Origin of the sequence: Mesorhizobium erdmanii USDA 3471, assembly GCF_000472705.1 — a bacterium.
GTDB lineage: Bacteria > Pseudomonadota > Alphaproteobacteria > Rhizobiales > Rhizobiaceae > Mesorhizobium > Mesorhizobium erdmanii.
Genome location: NZ_AXAE01000018.1, coordinates 113,445 through 132,967 on the forward strand (window position 1 = coordinate 113,445; position 19,523 = coordinate 132,967).

The window sequence follows — 19,523 nt, forward strand, 5'->3', positions numbered from 1 at the left end:
GCGGCTATCGGACTGCTTTTCGGATCCGCTCTGTCAGCGTTTGTTCGACGTCAAAGTAGCCTTCCCAGGCATCGGATTCCTGAGCCCGAGCGGCGGAAGCGAAAACGTCAAATGTGTTTGCGCTTTTGAAGGTCGGCAACTCATCCCAGGTGACGGGTACGGCGCACGACGCGCCGGACCGTGCCCGAGTGGACCACGGACAAATTGCCGTGGCGCCCTGACCGTTGCGCAGATAGTCGATGAACATACGACCCTTGCGCTTGGCCTTGCTCATATTGGCAATGAAGCGGGACGGATCCGTGCGGGCAAGGAGTTCAGCGAAGTCCTGGCAGAAGCTTTTGACAGCTTCCCAGTCGGCCTCGGGGACGAGTGGAACGACCACGTGAACGCCCTTGCCTCCGGACAACAGCGGCCATGATTGGAGGCCGAGCGCCTCGAGAACGCCGCGGATGTCGAAAGCTGCCTGCTTGACGTCACCAAAGCCTAGGCCCTCGTCGGGGTCGATGTCGAAGATTATCCGGTGAGGCAGGTCAGGCTGCTGGCGAAGGCTTCCCCAGACATGGAATTCGAGCACATTCATTTGGACGCCGGCGATCAGCCCCGCTAGGTCATCGACCCAGAGGATGCGGCTTTCCTTGCCGGACATCTTCTCCAACTGGCCGTCATGGATGGCCTTCGGCATGCCAGGCAGCTTGTGCTTCTGAAAAAAGGTCTCCTGCAGGTCGCCGTCGGTATCGCGCACCAGCGAAAGGGGCCGATCCTGGATGTGCGGCAGCATCTTCTCGGCGACTGCGGCGTAGTAGGCAGCGAGCGTCGCCTTTGTCACCGCAGTGCCGGGATACATCAGCTTGTCGGGATGGGTCAGGTTGACGCCAACAGCGCGAGCGATCTCCTTGCCCATAGCGGGATCGAGATTGGCCGTAGCGACGCTCACGACGGTCTTGGGCGTTTCCATCACCACCTGGTCGGCGCGCTTGTCTTCGCGCATACCTTGGAAGCTCGGGTGACGCAGGCTGCCGTCCGGTGTAACCTCAGAATAGGTGACTTCGGCAACGAGTTCGGGCTTCACCCACCTGGCGCGGCGCGCAATGTCGCGCGGCACGGATACGAAGGCAGGCTTATCCAGGGGCCGCTTCTCCAACTGCGCGAGAATGGATTTGCGCATCGCCTCGGTGAAGCCGGTGCCGACGCGGCCGCGATAAATCAGCTTGCCGTTCTCGTAGGTACCAAGGATCAGCGATGCCATGCCGCGACCGGTGTCGCTTGGGCGGTAACCGCCGACGACAAATTCCTGACGTTTGGTGCACTTTATCTTGAGCCAGCTCGCGGTGCGGTCGCCGACATAGCGACTGTCCGCGCGCTTGGCGATGATGCCCTCATGCCCACCGACGCACATCGTATCGAAGACCTTCTTGCCATTGTCGGCGATATGGCTGGAAAACTGCAGGCTTTCGTCCGGGTCCCTCTCGCCCAGCAGTTCCGCAAGCCGTTCCTTGCGCTCGAGCAGGGGTCGACTGGACAGATCCTCGCCGTTCAATTCCAGCAGATCGAAGGCGTAGAACTTGAGCGGCATGCCCGCGGCAATGCCGGTCTTCAGCATCGAGAAGTTGGTGCGCCCCTGGCTGTCGATGGCCACGATCTCGCCGTCGATTAGCGCCGAGCCCTTGGTCAATGCCTGAAGCGGCGGCAGGGTCATTTTGAACTGGCGGGTCCAGTCGTGGCCGTTGCGGGTGTAGACCACGACCCCAGAGCCCGAGACCGCGACTTGGGCGCGATAGCCGTCGAACTTCATTTCGAAGAGCCAATCGGCGCCAACCGGTATGTCGTCGGTCAGCGTGCAGAGTTGGAACGGACGAAATTGGGGTAGGGGGTATCTCGGGGTAGATTCTGAGTCCCTGCGCCGTGCGCGCTTTTTAGGGAGGGCGGCCTCTACGGCCGACATGGGGAAGCCGAATACATGGTGCGATTCAATACTCTGCCCTGGGTTTAAGTTCCACACTGTGCGCCGATGAAATGAACCAGAAGAGTCTGGGCGAATGGATCGATCTCGATTGAGCATCGACGAGCACCCCGAGGCGGAATGAGGCATTGACCAAAGTTTGAGTACAAATTCTGGTCACAACGGTGTTGCCGATTGCTACTGACCAATTTTTCTATATAATCTTCGGTCAGAAAGGCGGCTCAGATGCCAGACCCGACTTCGGACACGCTCGATCGCATTCACGACCGGATCACCCAGGCGGCACCGGCCGGCGTATGGTCGCGCGCCGACTTTCTCGACATCGGCACACCGAATGCCGTTGAGAAGGCGCTGCAACGGCTCACACTGCGGGGCGACATCCGCCGACCCCATCGCGGCCTCTATGACAAGCCGAGCGTCAGCAAGCTCACCGGCAAGATGGTGTTTCCACCCCGGTCCTCGTTTGTCGACGCCATTGCCCGGCGCGACAAGCTGCGCGTTCTCGTCGACGGAATGACCGCCGCGAACGACCTCGGCCTGACGACAGCCGTCCCGGCGCGCTCAACGATCTATGCCGACACCTATCCGCGGACAATCGAGATCGAGGCGAGCGCCGGCGATCCGCTGGCGACCAGGCCCGTCATCTACAAACTCGACTTCAAGCGCATCTCGGCCAAGACGGCATTCTGGGCCGGCCGGCCCGCCATGCGCGTGATCCAGGCGCTGACGTGGTTTCGGGATGAACGATCGAGCTTCGATGCGGCCGTCAACGGGATCGTTCGACATCTGTCGCGCAATCCCGATCGAGACAAGATCGCTCAGGACCTGCGCGACAACATTCATGCGGTCCCCGCGTGGATGTATCCGCTGGTAGAGACAATCACGCGCAGGATCGTCGAGAATCAAACCGAAAGCGCGCCGAAGTCAGAACCCGCGAAGGGCGATCATGCAGAAGACGTTCATTGAGATCCTGCGCTCGAGCGTCGACGAACGCCGTACGCTCTTCGAGACGGTCGCCGCCCATTTGGGCACCCAAGCGCCAAATATCGAAAAGGACCTCTACGTCTGCTGGGTGCTCGACTTTCTGTTCAACCGCCGGCCGAACGATCCGGTTGGTCTATATTTCAAGGGCGGCACCAGCCTGAGCAAGGCGTATGGATTGGTGCGCCGGTTCTCCGAGGACATCGACATCGGCATGTACAAAGCTGATCTGCATGTCCCGCTGGAAGCGGACATCGCCGCCCTGCCCTCCGTCAATCAGCAGCAACGCGCGCTCGCTGAGAAGGTCGACGAGGCAGCGCGGCAGTACATCTCCGGACCGCTCAGAGAACTGCTGACCAGGGAGCTCGCGGTCGTCGAAGAGGCGGCCGGACGTCCTGGCCATTTTTCGCTGGGCTTCGGCTTTGATCTGTATCGCAATAAGGAAGCGCTCGACATCCTGGTGCTTGGCTACAAGAGCGTCTTTGAGTCCGCGGGCAGCTATGTGCAAGCGGCGGTCCGCATCGAAGGCGGTGCGCGTCCCGATCCCGAGCCGGCCGAGCCACGCGAGATCGTGCCCTACATCGCCGCCGAAATGCCGGACGGGGAAAGCCTCGCCTTTCGGAACGTGACGACGGTGAGGCCCGAGCGGACCTTCTGGGAGAAAGTGCTGATCCTGCATGCGATGACGGAGATGACAGAAAAGCGGCGTCAGGATGCCAATCCCGAGCGGCCCGTGCCTGATCTCAATCGGTACTCACGCCACTACTACGACGTCCATCAGATCTGGACGCACCCCGATTACGGCGTCGCGACGGCATCCATGCGCGAGCTTGCCGAGGCCTGCCGACAGCACAAGGAGCTGATGTTTCGCGCGCCCGATCATCGTTACGACCGCGCGGTGCCAGGCAGCTATCGCCTGGTTCCGACGGAAGATATGCGGGCCAAGCTCGCGACGGACTACCAGCGGATGTCATCGATGATTTTCGGAACGGCGCCGGCCTTTGCGGAGGTCATGGCGAGCATCAAGGCGCTCGAGCAATATCTCAACGTCGCGCCGGCCGATGTCGGGGCGTCATGAGCGCCGCGCTCTTTGCCAGCGTCGAACCTCCTGCGTCATGTCGAGCAGAAAGATGCCACCAGTCACTGAACATGTCGGTGAGCGGACGGCATAGGGAAAAAGCCGACACGGCCATGTTCTGGGGGAGTGGAATGGCATGACATTGGTTCGAGTGCTCGAAATCGAGAACTTTCGCGCCATCAAGAAGCTCCGATGGTTGCCGGGTCCAGGCATGAATTGTCTGATTGGGCCGGGCGACAGCGGGAAATCCACCATCCTCGACGCCATCGATCTGTGCCTTGGCGCACGGCGATCGCTGTCCTTCACGGATGCGGATTTTCATGCGGTCGATTTTGATCAACCCATCCGCATTTGCGTGACCCTTGGTGCCCTCGATGAACCGCTCAAGAGCATCGACACCTATGGCGATTTCCTCGTAGGGTTCAACGCCGGCACCGGCATTGTCGAACCCGAACCGGGAGCCGGGATCGAAACGGCGCTGACCCTGCAACTCACGGTGCAGAGTGATCTCGAGCCGGAATGGTCACTTGTATCCCCGCGCGCTCAGGCAGCGGGACGCACGCGGAATCTCAACTGGGCCGATCGCACCCGAATTGCGCCTGCGCGTCTGGGTGTTACCGGGGACACCCACCTGACGTGGCGGCGCGGTTCGGTGCTGAGCAAACTTTCAGATGGCAAGGCGGATACATCGAGCGAACTTACCCGGTTGGCCCGCCAAATGCGGGACGCCTTCGACCAGAAGGAACTCAAGGAACTCGAAGGGTCCTTGAAGCTGGTCACGACCGCTGCAGGCGAGATGGGTGTGCCAGTCGGCGCGGCGGTGCAGGCTCTCATCGATGCAGGCTCGGTCACCTTCACGGGCGGCACGATCTCTCTTCACGATGAGAATGGCATACCGCTGCGATCTCTCGGCCTGGGCTCGTCGCGTTTGCTTATCGCGGCGTTGCAGCGAAAGGCTGCTGACAAGGCTACGACCTTCCTGATCGATGAACTTGAATATGGTCTGGAGCCGCACCGCATCATCCGGTTGCTCGGAGCGCTTGGTGCAAAAGAAGACGTTCCCCCGCTGCAGGTGTTCGCGACGAGCCATTCCCCGACGGCTGTTACGGAATTGAGTGCCTATCAGCTGCATATCGTGCGACGCAATAGCGGCGGAGAGCACGTCGTCACTCGCGCCGGCGACGCCGGCGACGTGCAGGGCACGATCCGAGTTCACGCCCACGCCCTGCTCGCCACCTCGATCATCGTGTGCGAAGGCGGCAGCGAGATCGGGCTCATGCGCGGACTGGATCAGCATTTTACCAGTACGGGTGAGATATCCTTGGCCGCTTGTGGGGCCACGCTCGTCAACGGCAACGGTGATGAGACCTTCAGCCGCGCCAATGCGTTGCAGTCTCTGGGATATCGCGTCGCCATTCTGCGCGATAGTGACAAGCTCGCGCCGGCGGCGGCGGAAGCGACCTTCCTTGCCGGGGGAGGGAATGTTTTCGCCTGGGGCGGCGGACGAGCGCTGGAGCAGGAACTCTTCGCCGCCCTTCCCGATGGTCCCGCCGCCAGGCTGTTAGATCTTGCCGTCGAGACAAAGGACCGAGCGCTCGTTGAGGCACATATCAAGACGATATCGAACGGAGCCCAAACACTTGACGCCTTGGAGACCGAGGCGCTGATCGATGGTTTCAGTGCCGTTAGCCGGGTACTCCTCGGCAATGCGGCGGCCCGCTTCGGCTGGCTGAAGACCATTACGGCCATGGAGATTGCCGGGCGGACCATTGTCGGGCCGGCCTATGGTGAGAGCAATGCCAGCCTGACCGGCGTTATGGATGGCGTGCTGAATTGGGTCGAAGATGGCAGCCGCTGAGATCGACCTAAGGGCCATCGGCCGCGGTCTTGTCATAGCACCGGCCGGCTGTGGCAAGACGCAGCTCATCACGGACGCCCTTGCCCGACACGGCGGCGCGAAGCCGATCCTGGTGCTGACCCATACCAATGCGGGTGTCGCAGCGCTGCGCGGTCGTCTGGAAAAGGCGGGCGTGAAACCGGCCGTCTACCGTGCCACGACTCTGGACGGTTTCGCGATCCGCCTCATATCAACATTCCCACAGCGGGCGGGACACGACCCTCGGATCGTGACTGGCGGGCGGCCCAATTACGAAGCGATTCGGGATGCCGCCGCCCGGCTTGTCGCAGCTGGTCATGTGCATGATATCCTCGCGGCCAGCTACGAAAGGCTGTTTGTGGACGAGTACCAGGATTGCTCGATCCGCCAGCATGCGCTCGTGACCTGGCTCGCTCAGAGCCTGCCGACTGCCATTGTGGGAGACCCGTTCCAATCGATCTTCGGATTCGGGGCTGACCGCCTGGCGGACTGGAATACAGAGGTCATCGCATTCTTTCCGGTGTCCGGGGAGCTGACGACGCCCTGGCGGTGGAACAATGCCGGTGCAGCAGACCTAGGCAATTGGTTGCTCTCCATACGAGGGGACCTTGCCAAGGGCGCACCGATTGACCTGCGCACGGCGCCTGCCGGTGTTCAGTGGATCCAGCTCGACGGTCGGCGTGACGATGCGCTTCGTGTCGCCGCGGCCGCCGTGGAAGCGCCTGGCGATACGAAGGTGTTAATCATTGGCGATAGCACCGATCCCCGCGGACAACGTCGGTTTGCGCGCCAGGTGGATGGCGCGGTGACTGTCGAAGCCGTGGACTTGCGTGACCTCACCGATTTTGGGGCATCTTTCGATATCAGCGACACCCGAGCCCTATCCGTCGTGGCCGACTTCGCTGAGAACCTGATGAGCAACTTTTCCGCGGCCGACCTGGTGCGGACGATTGCATCGGCCAGGGCGGGCACACTTGGCCGTGCCTTGTCAGATATGGAGCAGGCGGCCGTCGCTTTTGAGGAGGAGCGAACGCTCTTCCGCGTTACCGATCTTCTCGTTGCCATCAACCGGGCAGGTGGGGTGCGATGCTATCGGCCGGCGGTCCTTGCGGCGGCGCAGCGAGCCTTGCAGCTGGCGGGATCGGCCGGGGGACCGTCCTTCCAGGAAGCGACGGTTGCAATCCGTGAGCAGTCGCGGCTTGTGGGTCGACCGCTGGCCAGACGCTCGGTCGGCAGCACGCTGCTGCTCAAGGGGCTCGAGGCCGACATCTCCGTGGTGCTCAATGCCGGCGCCCTGAACGCCCGAAATCTCTACGTCGCCATGACCAGAGGATCGCGTCGGGTGCTGGTCTGCTCCCCGTCACCGATCCTCAATCCGGCCTGGTGATCAGGGCGAACGGGGTTCGATCCACACAAGGTGCCCCGACGACATATAGACGACGGCGCCACGCTCGGCGCCGGTCACCACGAGGTAGTCCCGCAGCTGCGCCGCGTGCGCGCCTTGTGCGGCCGCGTCCGGATTCACATCTGATTTCCAATCGACGACCAGGGCGATCCGATCCCCCTCCATCACGACAGCATCCGCTCGGCCAGCAAGGAAGCGTGGCGGGCTGGCGGCCCAGAGTGGGATTTCGGGAACCAGCCGTGAAACAAATGGGGTGAGCTCCGGCAGGCCGAGTGTGCGCAGCGCCGTGGCGGCCATCTCGACCGGATCCGGCCCGGCCGCTTCCGCCTCGTCATCGACGAGAGTTTGCAATTGACCCAGCAGTTCGGACGCACGTTGGGTCACTTCTTCCCGGGCCAAGGGCAGTTCACCGTTGAGAAGCTCTTCCATGAGCTTATGCAGGACGTTACCACGCAGTGCCCCCGCCCCGATTATGCGTTGGCCGTCTGACGTTATATCCACGACGAAGCTGTCAATCGTGTCGGCGCTGCGGTCCGGGTCGCGCTCGCTCGGACGGTCCCAGATAATCGGTGCTGAGGCCGCATCGATCCGCTCGGCCTCAGTCGCAAAGACCGCCTCTGTCTGTTCGTTCGTGTCGGCATGCGCCGGGCTGGCCACAGGGGCCGGCAATGAGTCAGTTTGAAGCTCGGTCAGGCGCTTCTGGCCAAGATCCATCACGCGCGACCATGAGCGCGAGGATGCCCCTGGCAGGTCGGGGATGACCAGCAAGTCGCGGGCACGTGTGGTCGCCACATACCACAGCCGCTCACGCTGCCTGGCTTCGCGGAACTCCTCCTCTTCGCGGGCGGCCGCAAGCTCTGGCGGCTCGATGCCCCCGACGATCCAATGGATCGTGTCATCCGACTGCCGATAGACGAACTGGTCCTGAGGCTTGAAGCGGGTGGAGGAGTTCACCGTGATGACAACCGGCCATTCTAGACCCTTCGCACTGTGCATGGTGACGATTTCGACCGAGTCGCCGGAAACATCCACCCTACCCTCGGGGTGGCGGCGCTTGCGTTGCCACCCACGCTGGAGATCGAGAGCAAATGCGCGCAGGCCCGCAACTCCATACGGTCGTGCAAGCTCGACGATGGCATCGAGATTCGCCAGTGCGCGGGGGTTGCGTTGGCCGTGCCGGGCGGCCATCACAACCCGAAGGTCCAGGCGCTCGATCGCGTAGGCGAGCAACTGCATGGGCGTGAGTTCCGCCGCGAGACGATGCAGACCTTGGAGCTTTACGAGCATGTCCCGTGCAAGGGGATGGACCACGTCGTCAGCGGATGTCCGAAGCTGGAATCGCCGGCGCGCATCGGCGTCGGGCTGGAGGGCCGCGGTGATGTCCAGCAGCTCTTCGTCGGTCAGCCCCACAAGCGGACCACGCATGAGGGCGCCGAATGCGAGCGTGTCCAAGGGGTCCGCCAAGATTCGGACCAGGGCGAGAAGGTCTTGCAACTCCTGTCGCCGGAACAGCGCGTTGCCTGCTTGTGATGCGACAGCGATCCCTTGTCCTTCAAGCGCGCGCTCGTAGCGCCAGAGATCGGTATGGGTCGGGGCGAGCAGGGCAATGTCACCGGCGCGCAGACGCCTGTCGGTGCCGTCCGCCTCGGTGATCGTAAGTGCCCCGATCAAGCGGGCGCACAGTTCGGCCACCGCCGCCGCCTCCCCCTCGCGCTGCTCTTCGGCACGGGCATCGCGCGGGACGTCGATCGTCAGCTTGGCAGCAGCAGGGAATGGCAGCGGCGGCGGATTCACGGTTGCCGTCAAGGGTACGAAACCCGGTTGCCCCGGCTTTGCGAGCACCTCTTTAAACACCTGATTGACGTGCTCGATGACTTCCGAGCGAGACCGGAAATTGGCGGTGACGGCAAGCAAGCAGCCATTGGATGATTTCTCGATGACCGACTTTGCGAGGGCGTAGGCCTCGATATCGGCGCCGCGAAACCGATAGATGGCCTGCTTCGGATCGCCGACCAGAAACAACGCACCGGGACGAAGCTGCGCCTCTTCCCATCGGGCAGGCCGAGTGGCGGCAGCGATGCAGAAGACGATCTCGGCCTGTAGCGGGTCGGTATCCTGGAATTCGTCGACGAGAAGGTGCGGGTAGCGGCCGGCGAGCCAATCCCGTATCTCAGGATGCTCGCAGACAAGGACGCGCGCTTGCAAAAGCAGATCGTCAAAATCGAGGACCGCAGCATCTCGTTTGCGTCGGTCATATGCCTCGATGACTTCGCTCAAGAGCGCGGCCAGTTCGTGTACGAGCCTCTGCGCGATCGATCCGATCAACACGCGATAGGCGGCACTGACCTGCTCAAACTGAGCGGTCGCCTCGGCGGCCCGGCGCTGACCCTCGACCGCTCCAAGGACGCTCTTCCAGGCCGTTGTTCTGCCGTAAGGCTGCAGGTCGATGGACTTTGGCCGCATCGCACCGATGCGCGGCGGCTGGGTCAAGCGCCACAGGGCTGCGAAGTCGGTATTCGCCAGGGCCTCCTTATAAAATGCGGCAAGCAGCTCCAAGTCATCGATCAGGTCCGCTGTGCCTGTTTCGCCAGGCCCAGCCGCGTGCCACCGGGAAAACGCTGCGACGGCATCGGCAAATGTCAGGTCTGGCCGGGATGAAAGATCCGGTGAAGGCGCAGTCGCAGTGCGATGGTCTCGGCGCAGCATGGCAAGTTCGCGAATGCGCTCGACGACGCCAAGCGGATCGTCCTTGGCCACGGTAGCGATCGCTCCATCTTCGTCTGCACCGTCCGTCAGCTTGCCCTTCAGCCATTCGGAGAGCACTTCATCGAAAAGGGCTTCGGCGACGGTCCCGTCGACGACCCGCGATCCGGGATCGAGACCGGCGGCCAGCCCATGCGAGCGAAGGATGCCCTGGCAGAACCCGTGGATTGTCGTCGCCGTAATTTCATCCAGACGCGGGGCCGCGTCCTCAAGATGTTCAAGCTCGTCAGCGCCCAACCGGTCGGTGACTATTTTGGCAAGCGCCGGCGGGATCTTTCCAGCGCGAAGCTTTCCGATCGTCCAGCGAATGCGCGCTTCGAGTTCGCTTGCTGCTGGTTCGGTAAAGGTAATGGCGGCGATTTTGGAGGGCTCAATCCCGCTCGCTATCATCATCGCGACACGCGCCGCCATCAAGGCCGTCTTCCCGGTGCCGGCCGCCGCCTCGACCAGTATGTTGGAGCTGAAATCCGTCAGTGCGCGCCTGCGAGCGGCTAGGTCAGGTATTGTCACGGACTGCTCCAAAGCCTGGAAAGCTGGCTGTTCACCTGCGCGAAGGGCCGTTGCTTGATCCGGCGGTAGGCCTCCAGGTCCGACGGAAGAGCGACCGAGATAGAATCGAAGAACTCCGGCTGGGGACCCGGCGCAATTTGACCGCTCCGCTGAAGTTCGACCCCGGCCGCCGTGAATGAGACGGCCTGCTCGATTGCGGTCACCAGTTCATCATGTACCAGATTCAATGTGCGGGCGGGCTCGTGCCGGAGATAGGTCAGCCGCGACTCGATGTTTCGAACATCCGGCAGCAACGATCTGGCGGCTAGGGCATAGAAAACGCGTTGGAGCTCCGTTCCTCGATCGAAGACGACGGTTTTCTTGCGCTCCGGTGCCGCTCCCGCCTTGTAGTCGGTTATGATGGCCGAGCCCTTGGATCCGTCTTCGTCGAGTCGATCGATCCGGCCGCGAAACGCCACACCGGTTGTCCCGATTGGTACCGGCATGGGCGTGGTCCAAGGATGAGCCCCATCGGTGGCCTCGCCGAAGGCGAGTTCGGTCCAGCTCGTGCCGCGCGGTTCACCGAGAGCATCTCTCAGCCCGCGCGATGCGCGTTCGCGCGCCAATGACATGGTATGGCGCCAGAGGAGTCCTGGTGGGACGGCTCGTGCGATCGGCCAGGCGTCGCTGAGCCGGTTGGCTTCATCCGCAAGGGCGATCTCGATTTCATCGACATTGCGCGGCGCACCATTGCGCAGCACTCCTCCAATAAGGGCGTGGACGAGCTCGCCGAATGACCGATGATCGAGCGCTAACGGTTGAGGGTCGAGGTTGGGCTCGCGCCAATGCAGTGCGTACTCCCAGACAAATCCGAGCGGATCGCAAAGAAGGCGATCGAGCGACGTCGTCGATTGCACGTCGGCGAGTGCGCCGACGATCAATGGATGATTGGCTCGAACGAGCCCGTCATGGGCGGTATGGCGATCGCTGTTCTGCCAGGCGCGCCAGCAGGCGCGGCTGGACCGAACCTGCGGTTGCTTGCCGGCATCGGCCGGCCTTGCATATAGACGATCGCTTTGACTGAACGCGTGTCGAGGGATGGCGCTTCGACCAACAATTCTTTCTTGGTCGCGACGCCATAGCGTGCTCGCAGCCTGCAGCGCACCTGTTGCGCTCCTATTTCCGCGCGACAGGGTGTAGTCGGCGGATTGGTTGACGATGATATCGTGCATCATCCGATCGTCGTCGGCGATATCTGCCGATGGAAGCCGAATGTCCTCGAGGAGATGCTCGGCAAGCAGCGGGTCTTCGATCGCCCGCCGTGGCCAGGCGTTCGCTTCGAGGCCGAGAAGGCGGACGTGCTTCCGCGGTGCGCCCGCCAGATGGTGGGCGGGTCCCCAGACGATGGTGTTGCCGGGTTCTTGCCCGTCATCGACACGCAACGCCTGCAGCGACAATTCGATCGCCTGTGGGGGCGCCATGCGCAGGGTGTCCTGCCACAAGCTCAGCGCCGGCCCGCGCAACAGCCGCCGTCCCGCCCGATCCGCCTCCGAAATCCCACCAGCCAGGAGCTCGAGAACCGGCAGCAATGTCCGCTCGGCAACATCGCCATCAGCCCGCTCGGCGCGCGCCCGCTCGAGGGCGTGCTGCCACAGCTGTAGTCTCGTCAGCGCAGCGCTGCGCCTCAAACCCTTTGCCCAATCGAGCGGAATGTTCTCGCGCGCCGGGGGGACGCGGGCCAATAAAAGGCGGACCCGCTCCTGGGAAAGACCCCGCAACAGGATGTCAGCGAGCGCTGCGCAGATCTGGCCTTCGCGGGTCGCCAAAGCCGGAATGCCATGGCTGAAATGCAAGGGGAGCCCCGCCTCACGCGCGAGCACGAGGAATGTGTCGTCCCAGGTTGTCGGCGAGGCTGCTGTGATGGCGATCTCTTCTGGAGGGATGCCGTCCTCGGCTATCCGCGCGCGGGCCCACCGAAGCGCTTCGCGCACTTCACTTCGCGGATCGGCGCAGACATCGGCCGCGGCGAGAAGACTCAATCCCGCGGGTGCGGTTTCCGTCCTTCCGGGAAACCAGCTCCGTCGACTGTGGGACGACGCAACCCATCGGACTGGAACAACGTCACAAAGTTGGGCGAGGAACTGGCGCCAGACGGGCCGGATATCGGGAACCTCGTGAATGGTGACTGGACCGAGCAATTTCGGCGCGAGATGCAGGCGCTTTACTGCCGCTTCAAAGAGATCGGGCGGCACCATTGTCCCCGGAGGCAATGTCTCTCGCACCCGTCGTTCCAGCACGGTGAAGTCCCGAAGACGGGCGTTGTCCGGTATGCTCGTTGGGGTGCCGGCGTCCCACCAGCTCCGGAGCGCAGAGAGCACGGCCGATGGCATTCCGGGCAAGCCGGAAACCTTGCCGATGTCTTCGTATCCGCCAGCGTCGAGAGCCTGTCTTATTGCGGGATACAAGATCTCCTGTGACGCCGGCGCGATAAAGCCGCCCGCGAGGCGGGCGGCAAGAAGGGGAAGGGTCAGTATCTGGCGCCCGGTGGCTCCTTCACGAGCGGCATCGAGCCGTTGCATCCGCAACGCCAGCGGCCCGTCGACAACTACAGAATGAATAGACATGGTGCCCGCCTCAGCCAGCCTCTCCCCGCCGAGCGAATGCGGCCTCGATATGAGTGACCATGCCTTCGAGGGCTTCGCTCAACCTCTCGAGGTCAGGCTTGCTTAAGGATCGCTCCCGACCGTCGTGATCGCGGCCGTAGCGATGGACGCAATCGTGCCGCACGGGCACGAACCCCATAAGCGCTTTCTTGGTCGCCTCATCTGGAAAAATGGTCGAGCCGAGGGCGCTCCGGTAGTAATGATCGATCTTCACGAAGTTATGGTACATCAGCTCGCGCAGCCGCATGTGTACCCAATCGCGAAAAGCGTTCGGATTGGACGCGAGTTCAACGACTTCGATCTTGTCGGCAACCCACTCCTTGTTGCCCTTCACCAACGCTGACATTGCCTTCGGATCATCGAGCACCAGTCTGATGAGACGATCGCTGAGGTATGCTTCGATGGCGGAAAAGTACTGGACGAGCAGCATGCGGTTCAGCTCGTCAATGAGGCCCCGCCCCTCCATCTCGGCGGCGATATGACCGATGTCGTAGGTCGCAAATTTGAAGATCTGTGCCGGGTCGCTCGGTAGGTTCTCGCGCTGATACGCTTCCACCTCCCATGGGTCCTCGGGAGTGTTGACCGGATCATCGATCACGCTCACATGGATATTTTCATTCATCAGGTTCGCCACGAGGCGGCCCCCAGTATTCCGGATACCGACTGCGAATTTCTGGTCGCATCCGGAGCATGTAACCGTTTGTTCGGCGTAGCCTTGCCCGTCGGATTCGCGGTCCGCCAGGACATCATAGCTCGGAACCTCTTCAATGGTTTCGGCGATCGTCGCCCAGCATCGGGGGCATACGACCTCAAGCGAGGTTCTTGAGACGACATGGCCCGCCTTCTGTGTTTGACACGAAGATAGTCGGTGATGTGTGTTCGTGATCGGGACTTCCGTCATTCGGAGGTGAAGGAAGCCTCGGCGCGCTACTGAACCGCTTTGCGCATGCGGTCCGTCTGAGGGCGGCCTTTGCGGCCGGCACGTGCAATGAGCGACTGGCGCCGGCCATCATCCGAGTTCGGCCTCGAATTTCTCGAGCAGCGACGTCGCCAGGCTCGGCCCCTCCAGATAGAGGCCGATTTCATCGAGCGGGTTGTCCTCGAGCCCAGACTGGGACCCCCAGTTCAGGCTGCTGACAACGACATGGTCCGTGTCCCAGGCCAAAAACTTCGCATGCAGCTGCGGTTCGGGCACACCTGTGAGGTCCACTATGCCATGGAGCCTTTCCCGGTGCTTTGTGACATGGCTGCGCTTCACTGGGCCGGTGCGGCGCGAATAGTAGATCCGGACATCGCTCAGACGCCGACCGGCGACCTCCGCCGGATCGAATAGCGCAGGCACCATGTTCGCGCCGACCTTGTTCGTACAGCAGATGAAACGCTGTTGCGCATCGTGGGCTGCGGCGCGCAGCAGGCGCTGGTGGTCAGCGGCAAGCAGAATCGTCAGTGTGGCTGCCGGCGCTTGCGTCTCCTCGGGGGCCGACAGCATGTTCCGTTGGCGCCGCAGTTCGGATGCCATGAACAGAAGTGTTTCCACTGATCGGCTGGCACTGGAAAGTTTGGAAACGATCTCACGCAGCAGATCCAGCCCTTCTGCGACCGCGTTGGCCTCTCTGAGTTCGGCCGAGACTTCAACGGCGGAGAACGGGGAGTGGAACCAATTGCACGAGCCCATAAGCACGACTGCTCCATCGTGACCGTCGTCGGCGACGAGGAACTTGGCATGGCTGTCGACAGGATTCCTCTGCACCAGGAGATATCCCCTGGTTTGCCTTGCGGCGGACAAGCGCAGATAGAGTTCCTGCATCGCCGCGGCATGCTTGGCGCGATCGAGCGAGGTACCGAAGAAGAGGTGGCATCTGACGCCCCGCCTGCACGCGTCCTCCAGCGCGCGGATAATGCGTTCCCGGCGATCCCTCCCCTTTTCGTCGGACTGCGACGCCACGAAAGTGGACAGGATAAATACGTTGGACTTTGCGGCGCCGACAATCTCCTCAAAGCGCTGCAAGTGCTGCTCGGCACCCACAACAAGCTGATCGACCCCAAAGCGGGTCCCGACGGACACGGGACCCTCTGGCGGCGCGGTCGTGGTTTTCGGTAGAATGCCGGTCTTGATCGTCCCTTTGAGGGCATCAATGAGTTGGTCGCTCGCGCCTGGTGGGAATACGCCCGCGCCCACCTCGTCGAGATCGAGCACGAGGAACTTTGCCTCGAGGAACGAGCTGTTGGCCTGTACGCCCCGCAGCCATTCGCCTGGCCTGAGCATGCCGACCATGAACTCGTTGACGCGCTGCATCATCGAGTAGTGCGTCTCGGGTGGCTCGCCTTCCGGAAACCTGATGATTGCGCCTGTGGCGGGCAGTTTGGTGGCCGGGATCGTATCAACGTCCCTCGTCCTGAAAACCGACAAGCCGACCTTCTCGTAGACGACGCTGATGCCGATTTCGCGATCGGCCGAGCGTTCGGGAAGTGCGCGCCCTGTGCGTATGAAGTCATGACCAATGCTGCTGGTGACCAGAACCGGTTGCGGCGACAGCCGGACTTCGACAAGTCCGAATTGCATGAGCCGGGCGACGGTCGAGCCGACCACCTGTCGGGGCATCTTGAGCGTCTGGGAGACATCATTGATCGTTCCGGGGCTTCGGTCGAGTGACAGCAGGATCATTTCCTCGACCGGGCTCCATCCCCAGGTCCGCTGGACGATGCCGGGTGCCCGATAGTGCCAGGCCGGGATGTAGATGTTGTTCACCGGGGTAGCCTCCCCTGCTCATCGACAGGGACGACGGAGGCGCCCTTGCCGACCGCCGGAAAGTCGGTCTCGGACAAGCGGGTGATTTCATCGAGCATGATCCGCAGAAAGCCGAGTTCGTCGCTCACCGAGTCGGGGTCGATCCCCTCTACCGCATTACGGATGAACTGCCGGCTGGTTGCGAGGACGAGCTTGTGCTTGGCGCGACTGAGCAAAACGTTCAGGCGCTGAGGGTTCTTGATGAAGCCAAGGGCTCTCGTGCCGACCAGGACGTTGTTGCGCACAAGGCTGGCGACGACGACATCGGCCTCGCCACCCTGGAAACTGTCGCTGGTGTAGACGAATTTTCCATCCCCCCGCGGGCTGGCGAAGCCGAAGAGGGTGCCTGCGGACACGTCGATCTCAGGCTTGAGCAGTCGTTCGAGGTCATTGACCTGCGCCAGATACGGAGACAGCACGACGAGCGTCGGCACCGGCTCGCCCTCGCGTATGACGGGCCGCAGCTTCTTCATGGCAGCCAGAACTGCCGTCGCCTCAACCTCGTTGCGATACGAGCGCTTCGCCGTTTCCTCGAATGCCCTTCTTTTGACCACGCTCAGCGAGGGGACGTCCAGAATCACGACCGGAGAAGCGGGAAACCCGTCGGCGCACTCAACGGCCGGCCTGCGAGCCTTCACCCGATCTGAGGACAGCAGTAGCCGTTTGTAGAACGTGTTGGAAACCAGTTCGCATATGGCCGGGTGCATGCGGCTCTGCTCGCGCAGCGTGTTGGCGATCGTGCTGGGGCGCCCGGTGTCCCCGGCCCTGATCTCTTCGCGCGCAGCAATTGATTTGAACGGCTCTTCGAGACGAGACGCGATGGCGAGAACGTCGCTTAGCAGGAAGGGATCTGCCTTCAACGCGTCGAGGGCGACCTCCACCTCGCTCGGCAGGTCGGAGATCGCGGTGAGCTTCTCCTTCGCGTCACGCAGCAGTTCGCTAGCCCGGCTGGAATCGTAGAACTTCTGGCGATCCGCCGCATCGAAGGGAGACAGCTGGTTGTGATCGCCAATCATCACCCTGCGGTTTCCCAGGAGCAGAGCACCGATCAATTCGGCGCCGTTGGCCCGCGCTGCCTCCTCGATAAAGACCCAGTCGAACTGCTCGCCATCGGCAATCATCTCCTCAAGAATATGCGACGACGTGGTTGCAAGCGTCACATCCGACGAACGCAGCATCAGATTGTCCGTGTCACGCAGGGCGCGGTCGGCGATCGACTGCTCCGAGGTATCCAGAGGTCTGAGTGCCTGGACGATTTGATTGAGCTGGTTCGTCATGATCGCGGCGCTGGCAGGGTCCGGCTCCGACACGGATCGCAACAAAGAATGCGAACTCCGCCTTAGCGTGCTCTCTTTCTCGCTGAAGCGCGATCGCTCGACGCGAACGACGATCGTGGAGGTCGCAGGGAGGAACTTGCGAAGCTCGTCCTCCATGTGGACAAGCGTTTCATGGTTTTGAGACGACACGAGGATACGAGCATCGGGCGTTTGATGCAAAATGCTCTTCACGAGGTGTGAGATCAAAAAGGTCTTGCCCACGCCGGGCGGCCCGACGACCACATTGATGGATCTGCCGGCGACGATCGATTCCCATGCCTCGATCTTGGATCGCTCCATATCAATGTCGGTTGGTGGCGGGCCGGGCGTCGCGATGTCGCGCAGCACCTCATCCATGGCAACCTGCGCCGGATCATCCAACGCCCGCAGAAGTTCGACATTTGACCTTGCGGCCACAATATTCTGGAGCCGCCGCCGGATAGCCCGCTCGGTACCGGTATCTCTGCGAGGCCGGAGAAAAAGCCGTTGCCCGGCTTGGGTCGACAGGTTGGTTCCGAAAGCAAATGCGGTCTTGCCTTTGATCAAGGCGCTGCCTTCGTAGCTCAGTTCAGGCACACGCTCGCGGCCCATTGCAAGGCGCGCCGATTGTGACAACGTCCAATTTGCCTTTCCGTCGTCATATTTCAATTCGCGCCTGAGCGCCTCGGCTGCCGGGCGTAACCCTATGGTTTCGCGTTGAGCATCACGTTCTGCGTCATCGTGGGGCGCCAGCCAGAGGACGTTCGCCTCGGCGTTTGCTGGGGCGATGACGTCGACGGGATAGAGGCGAAACTGTTCCCTCAGCAGGGTGAAGGCTTCGAGAAGGATGAGAGCGAACCATATCGGAACGTCGGCCGTGCCGTCGCCAGACCGGACGGGTTCCAGGAGGTCGCGCCAGCGCTTGGCGCCTGGCCCGAGGTTCTGAACCCGCTCTTCGGCGCTCGCTCGATTACGGGAGAGATGCAATCGATGGACTATGTCGACCGCACCATGCATCCATTCATTTGCGCGACGCTGGTGCGCGCCTTCGATCACTCCGACGAAGTCGCTCATGAGCCGAACATTGTAGATCGCGAGATCGGTCATGAGACGTGCGGTGTCCTGCCGATCCGGAACGAGGCTGACGCCGGCGGAGAGCAGGTCGTCGGCGACAAACTGCATAATCGCTGCCCCATCGGCAGCGGGTATGGTGCCCGAAGACAGGGCGGGCAAATCGCTTTGAACCACACCCTTTGAGGGATAGAGAACCAGTTCCCCATCCGAGCTCGAACCGACCCTGTCGAGTTCGATGACGACGTTTCGTAGCTCGTCGAGGACTACTGCACCATCGAAGAGCTGGAACTGCGGTGGACTGGCCAGCCGCTCCAGCATTCGGCGTTCGACGGACAGAAGCTGGGGAGGGTTGTCGCCATCGAGGCCGAGGAGCTCGCCGGCAACCGCGGCCAAGTCGATCCAGTCCTGCCGGAACGAGATCGCGGCGAAGGCGCGAAGCAGGTGCCCGGACTCTTTGAGATCGCCATCCGAAATATGGGACGCACGCCTCGACACCACCGAGACGATAGTCGGCACCATCGTCTCGGTGTGAGAATATCGAATGCATGCTGACGCCACCGTGCACAATGCCGGCGTCATGACATAGAGTGAGCGCTTCTGCGACGCGGACCATGTTCCGCCAGAAGACGCCACGACTTGCGCTTGTCAGATAGCGCCCCTGCCTTGTCCTGCGGCGCTGTGATGGTCCGGAAATCGGACTGCCGGGGTCGACCATTACGATAGCAAGCTCGTGTTGGTCTTCCGCAACTTCGAGAACTTCAACCAGCACGTCTCGAGCACGACGAGAAGAAAGCACCCGTCGAATCCGTCTCAGGCCACGGGCGACAATTGCCCGCAAATCATCGTCGAGGGCGGTGCCCGTCTTCTTGAACAAGCGCAGTAGGTACGCCTCGCCGTCCGCAGACCCGACAGCAGTACGAAGGTGAGAATCCCACCCTCCCGTCAACCGTGCGAACGAGTCTTCTGCGAATTTGAAACGTGCATCTAACGGCGGATTACTCTTCTTGTTGACTGCAGCCATATGGTTTGCGCCCTTGAATACTTCTGCTTAGCAGATTCGAGGCCGCGACGCCGTTTGAGATGGCAACAAAACTGGGGTAAACCAAATCGCGGGTGATGAGCACGACGTATGGCGACTGGGCTCGCTTCCG

The 19,523-nt window shown here is 62.1% G+C and carries 9 protein-coding genes and 1 pseudogene; 4 read left to right on the forward strand and 6 right to left on the reverse strand.

The features are described 5' to 3' along the window. Positions 1 to 4: 4 nt before the first annotated feature. Positions 5 to 2,059, reverse strand: a complete 2,055-nt coding sequence (gene ligD / locus A3AU_RS01000000135540) for a DNA ligase D (RefSeq protein WP_245235497.1) — start codon at positions 2,057 to 2,059, stop codon at positions 5 to 7. Positions 2,060 to 2,185: 126 nt separating this feature from the next. Here ligD and A3AU_RS0115535 point away from each other — a divergent pair, with 126 nt between their 5' ends. The 4 genes from A3AU_RS0115535 to A3AU_RS0115550 all read left to right on the forward strand — a co-directional run bounded on the left by A3AU_RS0115535 (position 2,186) and on the right by A3AU_RS0115550 (position 7,282). Further along, positions 2,186 to 2,926 carry a DUF6088 family protein gene (locus A3AU_RS0115535; RefSeq protein ID WP_027053662.1) on the forward strand — a complete coding sequence of 247 codons (741 nt, stop codon included), beginning with the start codon at positions 2,186 to 2,188 and terminating at the stop codon, positions 2,924 to 2,926. Beyond that, positions 2,907 to 4,019, forward strand: a complete 1,113-nt coding sequence (locus tag A3AU_RS0115540; RefSeq protein ID WP_027053663.1) for a nucleotidyl transferase AbiEii/AbiGii toxin family protein — start codon at positions 2,907 to 2,909, stop codon at positions 4,017 to 4,019. The genes A3AU_RS0115535 and A3AU_RS0115540 overlap by 20 nt, the downstream gene beginning before the upstream one ends. Positions 4,020 to 4,155: 136 nt before the next feature. Further along, positions 4,156 to 5,877: an ATP-dependent nuclease gene (locus A3AU_RS0115545; RefSeq protein ID WP_027053664.1), complete on the forward strand. Its 1,722-nt coding sequence runs from the start codon at positions 4,156 to 4,158 to the stop codon at positions 5,875 to 5,877. Further along, on the forward strand, positions 5,864 to 7,282 hold the full coding sequence (locus A3AU_RS0115550; RefSeq protein ID WP_027053665.1) for a UvrD-helicase domain-containing protein: 1,419 nt from the start codon (positions 5,864 to 5,866) through the stop codon (positions 7,280 to 7,282). The genes A3AU_RS0115545 and A3AU_RS0115550 overlap by 14 nt, the downstream gene beginning before the upstream one ends. Here A3AU_RS0115550 and A3AU_RS0115555 read toward each other — a convergent pair whose 3' ends face one another. The 5 genes and pseudogenes from A3AU_RS0115555 to A3AU_RS1000000136880 all read right to left on the reverse strand — a co-directional run bounded on the left by A3AU_RS0115555 (position 7,283) and on the right by A3AU_RS1000000136880 (position 19,252). Beyond that, on the reverse strand, positions 7,283 to 10,573 hold the full coding sequence (locus tag A3AU_RS0115555) for a UvrD-helicase domain-containing protein (RefSeq protein ID WP_027053666.1): 3,291 nt from the start codon (positions 10,571 to 10,573) through the stop codon (positions 7,283 to 7,285). Beyond that, positions 10,570 to 13,176, reverse strand: a complete 2,607-nt coding sequence (locus A3AU_RS0115560) for a PD-(D/E)XK nuclease family protein (protein ID WP_027053667.1) — start codon at positions 13,174 to 13,176, stop codon at positions 10,570 to 10,572. The genes A3AU_RS0115555 and A3AU_RS0115560 overlap by 4 nt, the downstream gene beginning before the upstream one ends. A gap of 10 nt (positions 13,177 to 13,186) precedes the next feature. Next, positions 13,187 to 13,837 (reverse strand): hypothetical protein, encoded by a 651-nt coding sequence (locus A3AU_RS01000000135545; RefSeq protein WP_245235498.1) that lies wholly within the window; start codon positions 13,835 to 13,837, stop codon positions 13,187 to 13,189. 387 nt (positions 13,838 to 14,224) lie between these two features. Beyond that, the gene (locus A3AU_RS0115570; RefSeq protein WP_027053668.1) at positions 14,225 to 15,964 is read right to left on the reverse strand and encodes a phospholipase D-like domain-containing protein; all 1,740 of its coding nucleotides are present in this window, start codon (positions 15,962 to 15,964) and stop codon (positions 14,225 to 14,227) included. Beyond that, positions 15,961 to 19,252, reverse strand: a pseudogene (locus A3AU_RS1000000136880) (DEAD/DEAH box helicase). Before A3AU_RS1000000136880 ends, A3AU_RS0115570 begins: the two are co-directional and overlap by 4 nt. Between the last annotated feature and the right edge of the window lie 271 nt (positions 19,253 to 19,523).

What these genes read in the sequence shown, in the direction of transcription:
- A3AU_RS0115545 (WP_027053664.1), top strand. Translation starts at nt 4,156, where the DNA reads ATGACATTGGTTCGAGTGCTCGAAATCGAGAACTTTCGCGCCATCAAG.
- A3AU_RS0115535 (WP_027053662.1), top strand. Translation starts at nt 2,186, where the DNA reads ATGCCAGACCCGACTTCGGACACGCTCGATCGCATTCACGACCGGATC.
- A3AU_RS0115560 (WP_027053667.1), bottom strand. Translation starts at nt 13,176, where the DNA reads ATGTCTATTCATTCTGTAGTTGTCGACGGGCCGCTGGCGTTGCGGATG.
- A3AU_RS01000000135545 (WP_245235498.1), bottom strand. Translation starts at nt 13,837, where the DNA reads ATGAATGAAAATATCCATGTGAGCGTGATCGATGATCCGGTCAACACT.
- ligD (WP_245235497.1), bottom strand. Translation starts at nt 2,059, where the DNA reads ATGCTCAATCGAGATCGATCCATTCGCCCAGACTCTTCTGGTTCATTT.
- A3AU_RS0115550 (WP_027053665.1), top strand. Translation starts at nt 5,864, where the DNA reads ATGGCAGCCGCTGAGATCGACCTAAGGGCCATCGGCCGCGGTCTTGTC.
- A3AU_RS0115540 (WP_027053663.1), top strand. Translation starts at nt 2,907, where the DNA reads ATGCAGAAGACGTTCATTGAGATCCTGCGCTCGAGCGTCGACGAACGC.